This is a genomic window from Streptomyces sp. NPDC021080 (genome assembly GCF_044333225.1).
GTDB lineage: Bacteria > Actinomycetota > Actinomycetes > Streptomycetales > Streptomycetaceae > Streptomyces.
This window is the reverse complement of the sequence record NZ_JBIRQM010000003.1, coordinates 347,401-363,797: the sequence shown is the minus strand read 5'-3', so window position 1 is coordinate 363,797 and position 16,397 is coordinate 347,401. Positions and strand designations below refer to the sequence as shown.

Here is a 16,397-nt window from a genome sequence, read left to right as displayed (position 1 = left end):
CGCTCCTGAGCGGTCCGGTGACCTCTTGCCGAATTCCGGTAAGTCTTCGCAGGGGTGAGGGACGATTTCGGTGGCGAACGAAGACAAGCTCCGCTATTTCCTGAAGCGAGTCACCGCAGATCTCCAGGAGACCCGGCGGCGCCTTCGTGACTACGAGGACGCCGCCGGGGAGCCGGTGGCCATCATCGGGATGAGCTGCCGCTACCCGGGAGGGGTCGACTCGCCCGAGGACCTGTGGGAGCTGGTCGCGGGCGGCCGCGACGCCGTCTCGGAGTTCCCCGCCGACCGCGGCTGGGACCTGGACGCGCTCTACGACCCGGACCCGGAGGCCCGCGGGACCAGCTACGCCCGCGAGGGCGCGTTCCTGTGCGACCTGGCGCGGTTCGACGCCGGCCTCTTCGGGATCTCGCCCCGCGAGGCGCTCGCCATGGACCCCCAGCAACGGCTGCTGCTGGAGACGTCGTGGGAGCTCTTCGAGCGGGCCGGTATCGACGCCGCCTCGCTGGCGGGGAGCAGGACCGGCGTGTTCGCCGGCGTGATGAACCACGAGTTCCTCGCCGCCCTCCAGAACTCCCCGCAGGACCTGGAGGGTTACCTGGGGACGGGTACCTCGGGCAGTGTCGCCTCCGGCCGGGTGGCCTACACCTTCGGCCTCGAAGGCCCGGCCGTCACGGTCGACACGGCCTGCTCGTCGTCCCTGGTGGCCCTGCACCTGGCCGTCCAGTCGCTGCGCAACGGCGAGTGCTCGCTGGCCGTGGCGGGCGGTGTCACCGCGATGGTCGGCCCCGCCACCTTCGTCGGCTTCAGCCGCCAGCGCGGCCTGGCGCCCGACGGCCGCTGCAAGGCGTTCGCGGCCGGTGCCGACGGCACCGGCTGGGGCGAGGGCGCCGGCCTGCTGCTCGTGGAGCGCCTCGCGGACGCCCGCCGCAACGGACACGAGGTCCTCGCGGTCGTCCGGGGTTCCGCCGTCAACCAGGACGGCGCGTCCAACGGCCTGACCGCCCCCAACGGCCCCTCCCAGCAACGGGTGATCCGCCAGGCCCTGGCCGCCGCCCGGCTGACCACCGCGCAGGTCGACGCGGTGGAGGCGCACGGCACGGGCACCCGGCTCGGCGACCCGATCGAGGCGCAGGCGCTCCTCGCGACGTACGGGCAGGGCCGTCCCGACGACAAGCCGTTGTGGCTGGGCTCGATCAAGTCCAACATCGGCCACACCCAGGCCGCGGCCGGTGTGGCGGGCATCATCAAGATGGTCATGGCCATGCGCCACGGCGAACTGCCGCGCACGCTGCACGTCGACGCGCCCTCCCCGCACGTCGACTGGTCGGCGGGCGCCGTACAGCTGCTCACCGAGCGCACGCCCTGGCCGGCGTCGGACCAGCCGCGCAGGGCCGGCATCTCCTCCTTCGGGATCAGCGGCACCAACGCGCACACGATCATCGAGGAAGCCCCGTCGGCCGAAGCGTACGCGCAGGACACCGAGGCTCCGGAAGCGCCGGAGGAAGGCGCGCAGAGCGCCGAGGCCGTCGTCCCGGAGGCCGCGCGCCCGGCCGCGGGCGGACCGGTGCCGTGGGTGATCTCCGGCAGGACCGAGGAGGCCCTGCGCGCACAGGCCGAACGCCTGTTGTCCCGCACGGACGCCGAAGTACCCCCGCTCGACGTCGCGTTCTCCCTCGCCACGACGCGCACGGCCCTGGAGCACCGCGCGGTCGTCCAGGGCGAGACGCCGGCGGAACTCGCCGAGGGACTGCGGGCCGTGGCCTCCGGCGCCCCGGCACCGGGCGTCGCACGCGGCCTCTCCGGCACCGGCGGGCGCGTCGGGTTCCTCTTCTCCGGCCAGGGATCGCAACGCCCGGGCATGGGGCGCGAGTTGTACGCGTCCTACCCGGCGTTCGCCGCCGCGTACGACGAGGTCTGCGCGCATCTCGACGCCGTAGTCGACGTCGACCCGGAAGAACTGCACCGCACGGGCGCCGCACAGCCCGCACTCTTCGCGGTCGAGGTGGCGCTGTTCCGGCTCCTGGAATCGTGGGGCGTCCGGCCGGACCACGTGGCCGGTCACTCCGTCGGCGAGATCGCCGCCGCGCACGTGGCCGGGGTGCTGTCGCTCGACGACGCCGCGAAGCTGGTGTCCGCCCGCGCCCGCCTCATGCAGGACCTGCCCGCCGGCGGAGCGATGATCGCCGTCCAGGCCACCGAGGACGAGGTCCTTCCGCATCTCACCGACGGCGTCGGCATCGCCGCGGTCAACGGCCCGCGGTCCGTCGTGGTGTCCGGAGCCGAGGACGCGGTCACCGCGATCGCCGAGGTCTTCCGGCAGCAGGGCCGCAAGACCTCCCGGCTGAAGGTCAGCCACGCGTTCCACTCGCCGCTGATGGACCCGATGCTGGAGGAGTTCGCCCAGGCCGTCCGCGGGCTGACCTTCGAGAAGCCGCGGATCCCGGTGGTCTCGAACCTCACCGGTCGTCTGGCCGAGCCGTACACCCCGGAGTACTGGGTCCGGCACGTCCGCGAGGCGGTCCGCTTCGCCGACGGCGTCCGGACCCTCCACGACCTGGGCGTGACGACGTTCGTCGAGATCGGCCCGGGCGGCGTGCTGAGCGCCCTCGCCCAGGGCTGCCTCGCCGACGACGCGGACATCGTCACCGTGCCCGCCCTGCGCGCCGACCGCCCCGAGCGGGCCGCACTCGTCGCCGCCGTCTCCGAACTGCACGCACACGGCGTCTCCCCGGACTGGCACGCCTTCTTCCCCGGCGCCCGCCGCGTCGACCTGCCCACCTACGCCTTCCAGTACGAGCGCTACTGGCTCGACGCCTTACCGGCCGCACCCGGTGACGTCCGCGCCGCCGGCCTGGGCTCGGCCGACCACCCGCTGCTGGGTGCCGCCGTCTCCCTGGCCGGCGGCGACGAGCGGCTGCTGACCGGTCGGCTGTCCCTGCGCACACACCCGTGGCTGAGCGACCACGCCGTGCTCGGGACCGTGCTGCTGCCGGGCACCGCGTTCGTCGAACTGGCTGTGCGCGCCGCCGACGAAGCCGGCTGCGAACTGCTGGAGGACCTCACCCTCGAAGCGCCCCTGGTGGTGCCCGAGCAGGGCGGCGTCGCGGTTCAGGTGTGGGTCGGCGCGGCCGACGGCACCGGCCGCAGGCCGCTGACCGTGCACTCGCGCCCCGAGGACGACGCCGACCTGCCGTGGGTCCGCCACGCGACCGGCTTCGTCACCACAGGGACCGAAGAGGCGGGTGCCGCGGCCGTCGGCCGGACGCTCACGGCGTGGCCGCCGGCAGGATCCGAGCCGGTCGACCTCGACGGCTTCTACGACCGGCTGGCCGCCCTCGGCCTGGCCTACGGACCGGCGTTCCGTGGACTGCGGAGCGCCTGGCGCGCGGGCGGGGAAGTCTTCGCGGAAGTCGCCCTCCCCGACGGCACGGACACCGGTTCCTTCCTCCTGCACCCGGCTCTGCTGGACGCGGCGCTGCACGCGATCGGCGTGGACGGCTCCCTCGTGGCCGAGGCGGACGGACCGCTCCTGCCGTTCGCCTGGTCCGGGGTGTCCGTGCGCGCCACGGGCGCCTCCACCGTACGGGTCAGACTGGCGCCGGCCGGTACGAACGCCGTGTCCCTGCTGGTGGCCGACGGCGCCGGTGAGCCGGTGGCGTCCGTCGAGTCGCTGACACTGCGCGCGGTGTCGGCCGAGCAGCTCCGCAAGCGCTCCGGTGACGCGATGTTCACCGTCGAGCGGGCGCCGCTGACCCTGCCCTCCGACGCCGCGGACGGGACGGCGGTCGCGTACGTCCCGGACATCGCCGCACTGGCCGGGGCCGACGGGCCGTCGCAGCCGGACGTGGTCGTGGTCCCGTGCCCCGACGGTCCGGAAGGGGCGACCGGCGCCGAGCGGGTCCGCGCGGTCACCACCGACGTGCTGCGGCTGCTCCAACGCTGGTTCGCCGAGGACCGGACGCCGCGCCTCGTGCTGGTGGCTCGCTGCGACGACCTCGCGCACGCCGCGGCGGGCGGACTGGTGCGCTCGGCCCAGGCGGAGAACCCCGGCCGGATCGTGCTGCTCGAAACCGACCGCCCGGACGAGGCGGCCGCGCTCGTGCCCGGCGTCGTACTGTCCGGCGAGCCCCACGTCGTCGTCCGCGAAGGGGAGGCCGGCGCACCGCGCCTGGCCCGCGCCGCCTTACCGGCAACGCGAGACGCGGCCACCGGCCCCGCGGACGAAGCGGCCGCCGTCCTCGCCGAGGGCGCTGCCTCCGGCCTCGGCACCGTGCTGCTCACCGGCGCCTCCGGCGCGCTGGGCACAACCCTCGCCCGTCACCTGGTGACCGGACACGGCGTGCGCCGGCTGCTGCTCGTCAGCCGCCGTGGCGCGGACGCCCCGGGCGCCGCGGACCTGAAGGCCGAACTCGCGACGCTCGGCGCCGAAGCGACGTGGGCCGCCTGCGACCTCGCCGACCGCGACGCCCTCGCCCGGCTGCTGGCCGCCACCCCGGTCGACTCCGTCGTGCACACCGCCGGTGTGCTCGACGACGGCGTGATCGCCGCGCTGACCCCGGAGCGCGTGGACGCCGTCCTCGCGCCCAAGGCCGACGCCGTGCTCAACCTGGACGAACTCACCGGCCCGAGCACGACGTTCGTGCTGTTCTCCTCCGCAGCGGGCGTCTTCGGCAACCCCGGCCAGGGCAACTACGCCGCGGCCAACGCCTTCCTCGACGCCTTCGCCCGGCGCCGCCACGCCCAGGGACGGCCCACGGTCTCGCTGGCGTGGGGCCTGTGGGAGCAGGAGGGTGCCATGGCCGACGCCCTCGACGAGACGGGCAGGTCGCGGATGGCGCGCTCCGGCGTCCTGCCGCTGTCCACCGAGGACGGTCTGCGGCTGTTCGACGCGGCGCTCGCCTCCGACGAGCCCGTGCTCGTCCCCGTCCGCCTCGACGCCGCCGCCCTGCGCAACCGGGGCGCAGAAACCGTACCGGCCCTGCTGCGCGGACTCGTCCGTGTCTCCGTACGCGGCACGGCCCGGCGCGCCACCACCGGATCCCTGGCCGAACGCCTCGCCGGTCTGGCCGCCGACGAGCGCGACGAGGCCCTCCTGGAGCTGGTCCGGGCCGAAGTCGCCGCCGTGCTCGGGCACTCCTCGCCCCGGGCCGTCCAGCCCGCGCACGCCTTCCAGGACCTGGGCTTCGATTCGCTGACGGCCGTGGAGCTGCGCAACCGGTTGTCCTCCGCCATCGGCCTGCGCCTGCCCGCCACCCTCGTCTTCGACCACCCCACCCCCGTCGCCCTCGCCCGGTACATCGGCACCGAACTCCTCGGCGAGGCCCTGGCCGCCACGGTCGCGACCTCGGCGCGGCAGACCGCGGCCGCCGCCGACGAGCCGATCGCCATCGTCGGCATGAGCTGCCGCCTCCCGGGTGGGGTCCGCTCACCGGAGGACCTGTGGCGGCTGGTGGCCTCCGGCCGGGACGGCATCTCCCGGTTCCCGGACAACCGCGGCTGGGACGTCGACGGGCTCTACGATCCCGACCCCGAGCGCCTCGGCAAGACCTACGCGCGCGACGGCGGCTTCCTGCACGAGGCGGCCGAGTTCGACGCCGGCTTCTTCGGCATCAGCCCCCGCGAGGCCCTGGCGATGGACCCGCAGCAGCGGCTGCTGCTGGAGGCGTCCTGGGAGGCGTTCGAACGCGCCGGGATCGACCCGGCGACGGTCCGGGGCAGCCGTACCGGCGTCTTCACGGGCCTGATGTACCACGACTACGGCCAGGGCCCGCGCGAACTGCCCGAGGGCGTCGAGGGCCTGCTCACCACCGGAGGCTCCGGCAGCGTCGCCTCCGGGCGCGTGTCCTACACGTTCGGGCTGGAGGGCCCGGCGGTCACGGTGGACACGGCATGCTCGTCCTCGCTCGTGGCCCTGCACCTGGCCGTCCAGTCGCTGCGCAACGGCGAGTGCACGATGGCGCTGGCCGGCGGCGTCACCGTCATGGCCGGCCCGACGGTCTTCGTGGAGTTCAGCCGTCAGCGCGGGCTGTCGCCCGACGGCCGGTGCAAGGCGTTCGCGGCCTGTGCCGACGGCACGGGCTGGGGTGAGGGTGTCGGCATGCTGCTGGTGGAGCGGTTGTCCGACGCGGAGCGCAACGGTCACCGTGTGCTGGCTGTCGTGCGGGGGAGCGCCGTGAATCAGGACGGTGCGTCCAACGGTCTGACCGCGCCCAACGGTCCTGCGCAGCAGCGGGTGATCCGGCAGGCGCTGGCGTCCGCCGGGCTCACGCCTGCCGATGTGGACGCGGTGGAGGCGCACGGCACGGGCACCAGGCTGGGTGACCCGATCGAGGCGCAGGCGCTGCTCGCCACGTACGGCCAGGGACGGGACGGCGAACGGCCGTTGTGGCTGGGCTCGTTGAAGTCGAACATCGGTCACACGCAGGCCGCGGCGGGTGTCGCCGGTGTGATCAAGATGGTCATGGCGATGCGGCACGGCGTGCTGCCGCGGACCCTGCACGTCGACGAACCCACGCCGCACGTGGACTGGTCGGCCGGTGACGTACAGCTGCTGACCGAGGCTGTCGACTGGCCCGAGCGGGACCGCCCGCGCCGGGCCGCGATCTCGTCCTTCGGTGTCAGCGGCACCAACGCCCACACCATCATCGAGCAGGCTCCCGCGGCCGAGGAACTGCCCCCGGCGTCCGGCTCCGGCGCGGCCGTGCCGTGGGTGCTCTCCGCCAGGACCGAAGCAGCGCTGCGGGCGCAGGCCGCCCGCCTCGTGTCCTTCCTGGACGACAACGACAACGACAACGCCAGGGACAACGCCAGGGATGACGACAACGACCCTGACAGCGGCCGTGACAACGACGGCGACAGGGACGACGACGGTGAGACGGCCCTGGTGGCCGACGTGGCCCACTCGCTGGCCACGACCAGGGCGGCCTTCGAACACCGCGCCGTAGTGGTCGGGCAGACCCTCCAGGAGTTCCGGCGGGGACTGGCCGGTGTCGCCGACGGCGATACGCCGCCCGGTGTGGTGACCGGGACCGCGCGCACCGGCGGCAAGACCGTCTTCGTCTTCCCCGGGCAGGGATCGCAGTGGGTGGGCATGGCCGCCGAACTGCTGGAGAACTCCCCGGTCTTCCGCGACCGGATCGAAGCCTGCGAACGCGCCCTCGCGCCGCACGTGGACTGGTCGCTGACCTCGGTGCTGCGCGGCACCTCCGAGGCCGAGCAGGACCGGGTCGACGTGCTGCAGCCCGTGCTCTGGGCGATGACGGTCGCCCTCGCCGAGGTGTGGCGCTCCTTCGGAGTGACCCCCGACGCGGTCGTCGGGCACTCCCAGGGCGAGGTCTCCGCGGCGGTGATCGCCGGAGCGATCTCCCTGGAGGACGGAGCGCGCATCGTGGTGCGGCGCAGCCTCGCGGTCCGCGAACTCCAGGGCCGCGGCGCCATGGCCTCGGTCACGCTCCCGGACGAGAAGGCACGGGAACTGGTCGGCCGGTGGACCGGCCGCCTCGGCGTCGCCGCCGTGAACGGGCCCGCCACCGTCGTGGTCTCCGGGGACACCGACGCCCTCGACGAACTCCTCGCGCACTGCGGACAGGAGGGCGTCCAGGCCCGCAAGGTCGCCGTCGACTACGCCGCGCACTCGCCGCAGATCGAGCGCGTCGAGGCGCAGGCGAGCGAGGGGTTCGCCGGCGTCAGCCCGCTCCCCGGTTCCGTGCCCTTCTACTCCACGGTGACGGGCGGGAAGCTGGCCGCGGACGAGCTGGGCTCCGGCTACTGGTACCGCAACATGCGGCAGACGGTGCGGTTCCACGACGCGATCCGGTCCGCTCTCGCCGACGGGCACGACGTGTTCGTCGAAGTCAGCCCGCACCCCGTCCAGTTGGCGGGCATCCAGGACGCCATCGAGGCCGCCGGCGCGGACGCCGCGGTCGTACCGACGCTGCGCCGCCGCGACGGCGGACGGAACCGGCTGATGTTCGCCCTGGCCCAGGCCCAGGTGCACGGTGTCGCCATCGACTGGGACGCCGTCCTGCCGGGTGCGCGCCGTGTCGACCTCCCGACCTACGCGTTCCAGCACGAGCGGTACTGGCTGGAGGCGGGCGCCCCGGCCGGTGACGTACGAGCGGCCGGGCTGGACGCCACCGATCACCCGTTCCTCGGCGCGGCGGTGGAGCTGCCGGACGCCGGCGGTCACCTGCTGACCGGGCTGCTGTCCCTGCGGGCCCAGCCCTGGCTGGCCGACCACGCGGTGCTGGGCACGGTGCTGCTGCCGGGCACGGCCTTCGTGGAACTGGCCGCCCGTGCCGCGGCCGAGACCGGCTGCGACCAGGTCGAGGAACTCACCCTGCAGGCACCGCTGGTGCTGCCCGAACACGGCGGCGTCGCGCTCCAGGTCCTCGTGGGAGCCCAGGACGACTCCGGCCGCCGCCCGCTGAGCGTCCACTCGCGAGCCGAGGACGGCCCCTGGACACGCAACGCCACCGGCGTCCTCACCACCGGCGCGGCCCCCTCCGGGACCGACCTGAGCAGCTGGCCCCCGGCCGACGCCCAGCCGGTGGACCTGGACGGCTTCTACGACCGCCTGGCGGACCTCGGCCTGAGCTACGGCCCGCTGTTCCAGGGGCTGCGTGCCGCATGGCGCGGCCACGACGCGGTCTACGCCGAACTCGCCGTCACCGACGGGGCGCAGGCGGACGCGGACGCGTTCGGCGTGCACCCGGCCCTGCTCGACTCCGCGCTGCACGCGCTGGGCGCGGGCGGTCTCGTACCGGCCGCCGACGGGCCCCTGCTGCCCTTCGCGTGGTCCCGCGTCACACTGCACGGAACCGGAGCGACGGGCCTGCGGGTACGGCTCTCCCCGGCCGGCGGGGACACGGTACGGCTGGAGGCCGCCGACGGCACGGGCCGTCCCGTCATGTCGGTCGAGTCGCTGACGCTGCGCCCGGTGTCGGCCGAACAGCTGCGCACGAGCTCCCGGGACTCCCTGTTCACCGTGGAGTGGGCACCGCTCGCCGCCACGGCCGACGCGCGGACACCGGCCGTACAGGCCTACGACGACATCACCGCTCTCCTCGCCGCCCCCGCGGTGGAGACCGGGGCGCAGGCGGACACGGACGCCGTCGTCGTCCCCTGCCCCGGCGGGTCGGGTACCGATGCCGAGCGGGTCCGGAGCGTCCTCGCCGAAGTGCTCCGGCTGGTCCAGTGGTGGTCGGCCGAGGACCGGGCCGCCCGCCTGGTGCTGGTGACCCGGGGCGCGGTCGCCGCCGGGGACGAGCCGGAAGAGGGCGACCCGGTGCAGGCGGCCGTGTGGGGCCTGGTCCGGTCGGCACAGTCGGAGAACCCGGACCGCATCGTCCTCCTCGACATCGAAGCGAATGCCGACCTGGAGCGGGCCGTGGCGACAGCCGTCCCCCGCCTCCTCGCCTCCGAGGAGCCGCAGGCGGCGCTCCGCGGCGACGCGCTCCTGCTGCCCCGGCTCGCCAGGGCCGCCGCCGACGCCCCGCGGACCACCCCGGACTTCGGGACCGGCACGGTGCTCCTGACCGGCGCGTCCGGCGCCTTGGGCGGGCTCGTCGCCCGGCACCTGGTCGCCGAGCACGGCGTGCGCAGCCTGCTGCTGATGAGCCGGCGCGGTGCGGACGCCGAGGGCGCGGCGGAACTCCGGGCGGAACTGACCGCCGCGGGTGCCGAAGTGCTCTGGGCCGCCTGCGACGTGGCCGACCGGAACGCCCTCGCCGAGGTGCTGTCCGGCACGCCGGTGACGGCCGTCGTCCACACGGCCGGCGTCCTCGACGACGGCGTGATCGGTTCGCTCACGCCGGAGCGCCTGGAGAAGGTGCTGCGCCCCAAGGCCGACGCGGTGCTGAACCTGCACGAACTGGCGGGCGACGTGTCGGCGTTCGTGGTCTTCTCCTCGCTCGCGGGCACACTCGGCACCCCCGGCCAGGCCAACTACGCCGCGGCCAACGCCTTCCTGGACGCCTTCGCCCGGCGCCGCCGCGCCCAGGGGCTGCCCGCGGTGTCGCTGCCGTGGGGCCTGTGGCAGCGCACCGGCACCATGACCGAGTCCCTCGGCGGCACCGACCGGACCCGGCTCGCCCGCGGCGGCGTGCTGCCACTGTCCGACGAGGACGGCCTGGAACTTCTCGACGCCGCGCTCGCACTGCAGGAGCCCCTCGTGCTGGCGGCCCGGCTGGACCTCGCCGCCCTGCGGAACGCGACCGCGCCGGTGCCGCCACTGCTCAGGGCGCTCGTCGGCGGCCGGCCGCGGCGCACGGACCGGGCGGCTTCCGTACCGCCGGCGCAACGGATCGCGGGCCTGCCCGAGAACGAGCGCGAAGAGGCCGTCCTGGACCTCGTCCGCTCCGAGGTCGCCGCCGTCCTCGGCCACGGCTCGGCCAAGGCCGTCCAGCCCGACCAGGCCTTCGGCGACCTGGGCTTCGACTCGCTGACCGCGGTGGAGTTCCGCAACCGGATGAACAAGGCCACCGGCCTGCGGCTGCCCGCGACGCTGGTCTTCGACCACCCGACGCCCGCGGTACTCGCGCGGCGGGTGCTGAAGGACCTCCCCGGTGGTGCGGCCGGGACGGCACCGGTCTTCGACGAGCTCGACCGCCTCGCCGCCGCCCTGGACGGCGCCCTCGACGGCACCGGAGCGGACGGCGTCGACAACGTCACCCGAACCAGGATCAACATGCGTCTCCAGGCGCTGCTCGCCCGCTGGAACGGGGACGAGCCGGCCGATCCGGGAGGCGCCGGCGGAGCCGAGGACGAAGACGACCTCAGCTCGGCGAGCGACGAGGAGCTGTACGAGCTCCTCGACGACGAACTCGGCATCTCCTGAACTGCACAGGCCAAAAAAAGGGGGCGGGCGACACCGATGATGAACGAGGACAAGCTCCGGGACTACCTCAAGCGGGCCACCACCGACCTGCGCCAGGCCCGGCGGCGGGTGCGCGAGCTGGAGGCCCGCGACCAGGAGCCGATCGCCATCGTGGGCATGAGCTGCCGGTTCCCCGGCGGCGTCGGTTCCCCCGAGGAACTGTGGCGGCTGCTGGCCGAGGGCGAAGACGCCATCTCGGCGTTTCCCGAGGACCGCGGCTGGGACGTCGACGCGCTCTACGACCCCGACCCCGAGCGGCCCGGCAAGGTCTACACCCGGCAGGGCGGCTTCCTGCACGACGCGGCCGATTTCGACGCCGAGTTCTTCGGCATCTCACCGCGCGAGGCGCTGGCCATGGACCCCCAGCAGCGGCTGCTGCTGGAGACCGCCTGGGAGGCCTTCGAGCACGCGGGCATCGACCTCTCCGGCCTCGAGGGCAGCCGCACCGGCGTCTTCGCCGGCCTGATGTACCACGACTACGGCTTCACGCCCGGCGTCCTCCCCGAGGGGGTCGAGGGGCTGATGAGCACCGGCAACTCCGGCAGCGTCGCCTCCGGGCGCATCGCCTACACCTTCGGATTCGAGGGTCCCGCGGTCACCGTCGACACCGCCTGCTCGTCCTCGCTCGTCGCCCTGCACCTCGCCGTGCAGGCGCTGCGGGGCGGCGAGTGCTCCATGGCGCTCGCCGGCGGCGTGACGGTCATGGCGGGCCCGAGCGCCTTCGTCGAGTTCAGCCGCCAGCGCGGACTCGCCCCCGACGGCCGCTGCAAGTCCTTCGCGGCGGCGGCGGACGGCGCGTCCTGGTCCGAAGGCGCCGGCCTGCTGCTCGTGGAGCGGCTGCGGGACGCCCGCCGGCTCGGTCACAGGGTGCTCGCCGTCGTCCGGAGCAGCGCCGTCAACCAGGACGGCGCGTCCAACGGCCTGACCGCGCCCAACGGCCCCTCGCAGCAGCGCGTGATCCTCGAAGCGCTGGCCGGCGCCCGGCTGTCCGCCGAAGAGGTCGACGCTGTCGAAGCACACGGCACGGGCACGAACCTCGGCGACCCGATCGAGGCGCAGGCACTGCTGGCGACCTACGGACAAGAGCGCGAACGACCGCTCCTGCTCGGCTCGTTGAAGTCCAACATCGGCCATACGCAGGCCGCGGCGGGCGTCGCCGGCGTGATGAAGACGGTGCTGGCGATGCAGCACGGTCTGCTGCCGAAGACGCTCCACGTGGACCGGCCGACCCCGCAGGTCGACTGGTCGGCCGGCTCGGTCGAGCTGCTGACCGAGGCGACCGCGTGGCCGGAGACCGGCCACCCTCGCCGGGCCGGGATCTCGTCGTTCGGGATCAGCGGTACCAACGCGCACATCATCCTCGAGCAGGCGCCCGAACCGGAGGCGGAGGACCCGGCCGACGGCAGGACCGAAGACGAGGGCGTGGCCGAGGAGCGGCTGCGGGCCCGGACCACGGTGGTGCCGTGGGTACTCTCCGCGAAGACCGGGGAGGCGCTGCGGGAACAGGCACGACGACTGCTGTCGTCCGTGGACCTGGCGGCAGCCTCCCCGGCCGACGTGGGGTTCTCGCTGGCGGCCACCCGCTCGGCGCTGGAGCACCGGGCGGCGGTCGTCGGAGCCGACGGGGTAGAGCTGCGCGCGGGGCTGACCGCCCTCGCGGCGGGCGAGCCCGCACCGCAGGTGGTGACGGGGCGCGCCGGGGCCGACCGGGGCAAGGTCGGGTTCCTGTTCTCGGGCCAGGGCTCGCAGCGGCTGGGGATGGGGCGCGAACTGTACGCGGCGTACCCGGTGTTCGCGGCGGCGTACGACGAGGTGTGCGCGCATCTGGACACGCCTGTCGATGTCGACTCGGAGGAGTTGAACCGGACGGGTTCGGCGCAGCCGGCGTTGTTCGCCCTTGAGGTGGCCCTGTTCCGGCTTCTCGAAGAATGGGGCGTCCGCCCGGACTACGTGGCCGGTCATTCGGTGGGTGAGATCGCTGCCGCGCATGTGGCGGGTGTGTTGTCGCTCGCGGACGCGGCGAAGCTGGTGTCGGCGCGGGCCGCGTTGATGCAGGCCCTGCCCGCCGGCGGCGCGATGGTGGCGGTCCAGGCCACCGAGGACGAGGTGCTGCCGCACCTGACCGACGAGGTCGGCATCGCGGCGGTCAACGGCCCGCGGTCGGTCGTGATTTCCGGCGCCGAGGACGCGGTCGGCGAAATCGCCGAAGCCTTCACCCGGCAGGACCGTAAGACCTCCCGCCTGAAGGTCAGTCACGCGTTCCATTCGCCGTTGATGGATCCGATGCTGGAGGAGTTCGCGGAGGTCGTCGGCGGTCTGACGTTCAGTGAGCCGCGGATCCCGGTGGTCTCCAACCTCACGGGCGATCCGGTCGAGTCGTACACGCCCGAGTACTGGGTGCGGCACGTCCGTGAGGCGGTCCGTTTCGCCGACGGTGTGCGGACCCTGCACGAGCTGGGTGTGACCACGTTCGTGGAGATCGGCCCCGGCGGCGTGCTGAGCGCCCTCGCCCAGGGCTGCCTCGACGACGCGGACATCGTCACCGTTCCCGCCCTGCGTACCGACCGCCTCGAACCCCAGGCGCTCACTCTCGCCCTCGGGCAGTTGCACGCGCACGGTGTCTCCCCGGACTGGCAGGCGCTGTTCCCCGGAGCCCGGCGCGTCGACCTGCCCACGTACGCCTTCCAGCGCGAGCGCTACTGGCTCGAAGGCACGGCCGCGCCCGACGTCTCCTCGGCGGGCCTGGACTCCTCCGGCCACGCCCTGCTCTGCGCGGTGGTGGAGACCGCCGGGACGCAGGACGTGCTGTTCACCGGCCGGCTGTCCCCGGCCGACATGCCCTGGACCGCGGAACACACGGTCGGAGGCGTGCCGGTGCTCCCGGTCGCCGCGTTCGTGGAACTCGCCCTGTCCGCGGGCCGACGGGCAGGTTTCCCGCATCTGGAACAGCTGGACGTGGACGCCCCGCTCGTCCTGGCCGAACAGGGCGCCGTCCGCGTCCAGGTGCAGGTCGGCGCGGGCGACGATCCCGACCGGCGCTCCGTGCGCGTCTTCAGCCGGCCCGCTGCCGACGGCACCGGCGAGCCCTGGGTCTGCCACGTCACCGGAGAGCTCACCCGGAACGCTCCGGCGCCGGAGTTCGACACGATGACGTGGCCGCCGACGGGTGCCGAACCCGTCGACGTCGAGGGCCGTCCGGGTCTGCGCGCCGCCTGGCGCGCCGGGGACGAGCTGTACGCCGAGGCCGTACTGACTGTCGCGGAGCGGGACCGGGCGGACCGCTACGGCCTGCACCCCGTACTGCTGGACGCCGCCCTCGGCATGCTGGCGTCGAGCCGCGCCGAAGACTCCGGCAAGGTGCTCATGCCCCACGCCTGGAGCGGCATGTCCGTGCACGCTCCGGGGCCCGGGGCCGTGCGCATACGCATCCGGCCCGCCGCCGACGACGCGGTGGCGATCGAACTGTCCGACGCCGACGGCTCTCCCGTCGCCTCGGTCGCGTCCGTCCGGACACGGCCGATGTCCCCCCAGCAGGTGCTGGCCTCGCGCGTGGCGCACCGGGACTGGATGTTCGAGGTCGACTGGGTCGAGCACACCGCGGCTTCCGCCCCCGCCCCCGAAGCCGCGTGGGCGGTCCTCGGCGACGAGGGTTCCCACTCCGACATCGACGGGCTCCGCAAGGCGGTCGACGACGGCGCGGCCACGCCCGCCCACGTCCTTCTGCCCTGCGCCCCGAGCGAGGGCGATGCCGCCGCCGCGACGCGCGGGCTGCTGGCCGATGTGCTGTCGGCCGTCCAGGAGTGGGTCGCCGACGAGCGGTTCTCCGACGCGCGGCTCGTGGTGATGACGCGCGGAGCCGTCGAGCCGGCCGGCGCAGCTGCGGACCTCGCGCACGTCGCGGTCTCCGGTCTGGTGAAGTCGGCCCAGGCCGAGCACCCGGACCGGCTCCTGCTCGTCGACGCGGACGACTCGGTCACGAACGGGGGCATGGTCACGAACGGCGGCCTCGACCCGGCGCTGGCCGCGGCCCTCGCCGCTCTGGACGAACCGCAGGCCGCGGTGCGCGACGGAAAGCTGTACGTGCCGCGCCTCGCCCGGATCACCCCGCCCGAGGAGCCCACCGGCCACGCGTGGGACCCCGAGGGGACCGTGCTGCTCACCGGCGCGACCGGTGGCCTCGGACGGTCGCTCGCACGGCACCTCGTCGCCGAACGCGGCGTACGGAGGCTGCTGCTGGCCGGCCGACGGGGCCCGGCGGCCGAAGGCATCGGCGAACTCGTCTCCGCCCTCTCCGAGCTGGGCGCGCACGTCGACGTGGCCGCCTGTGACATCGCGGACCGGAACGCCCTCGCCGAACTGCTGGCCTCGGTCCCGGCCGAGCACCCGCTCGTGGCCGTGGTGCACGCGGCGGCGGCCCTGGACGACGGCGTGGTCACCGCCCTGACCCCGGAGCACCTCGACACCGTGCTGCGGCCGAAAGTCGACGGGGCGCTGCACCTGCACGAGCTGACCCGGGACCTGGACCTCTCCGCGTTCGTGCTCTTCTCCTCCCTGGCCGGAGTCCTGGGCAGCGCCGGCGCGGCGGGCTACGCCGCCGCGAACGCCTTCCTGGACGGGCTGGCGCGACAGCGCCGGGCCGCGGGCCTGCCCGGCACCTCGCTGGCGTGGGGCCTGTGGACGGACAACGGCGGCATGGGCGACCGGATCACCGACGCCGACCGCAACCGGATGGGGCGGGCCGGAGTCGTGCCCTTCACTCCGGCGGAGGGGCTGGCCCTGTTCGACGCAGCCCTCACCATGGACCGGCCGGTGATCGTGCCGGTCCGGCTGGACGTTCCAGGACTGCGCGCCATGGCCCGCGCCGGCATGCTGCCCGCCGTCCTCCGCGGCCTCGTCGGCGACACCGGCGCCGCGGCCGGCGAGACCGCGGCCGCGCGGACCCCCGCCCTGGCCCGCCGCCTCGCCGGGATACCGGAGGCCGACCAGGAGAAGGTCCTGCTGGACCTGGTGCGCCAACAGGCGGCAGCCGCCCTCGGCCACGCCACCGCTGCCCGCATCGAGCCCACCACGGCCTTCCGGGACATCGGCTTCGACTCCCTGACCGCCGTGGAGCTGCGCAACCGGCTCAAGACCGCGACCGGGCTCCGGCTCAAGCCCACCCTGGTCTTCGACCACCCCAACCCCGTCGCGATCGCCCGGCTCCTCCACAAGTTCCTGGTGCTCGACCTCACCGCCGAGGCCCCGCCCGTGCTCGGCGAACTGGACCGGCTGGAGGCGCGGCTCGCCGCGCTCGCCCCGCAGGACGCGGTGCGGGACAAGGTCACCGCCCGGCTCAAGGCACTGCTCTGGAAGTGGACCGACACCCACCAGGACGCCGCGGCGAACACCGCCGACGCCGGCCTCGGCACCGACCGCGACCTCGACCTCGACCGGATCGACGCCGCCACCGACGACGAGATGTTCGACCTGATCGACCAAGAGCTCGGGTCCCACTGACTCATCTCACGCACTGCTACCGAGG

General features: G+C 74.4%; 1 protein-coding gene and 1 pseudogene. Both read left to right on the top strand.

The window, feature by feature from the left end:
- The first annotated feature begins 70 nt into the window (after positions 1 to 70).
- Complete coding sequence (locus ACH4S8_RS08990; protein WP_398392033.1) at positions 71 to 10,837, top strand: SDR family NAD(P)-dependent oxidoreductase; 10,767 nt, start codon at positions 71 to 73, stop codon at positions 10,835 to 10,837.
- Between the two features lie 54 nt (positions 10,838 to 10,891).
- Positions 10,892 to 16,372: pseudogene (locus tag ACH4S8_RS08985) on the top strand (SDR family NAD(P)-dependent oxidoreductase); the annotation flags it as partial.
- Positions 16,373 to 16,397: the final 25 nt, after the last annotated feature.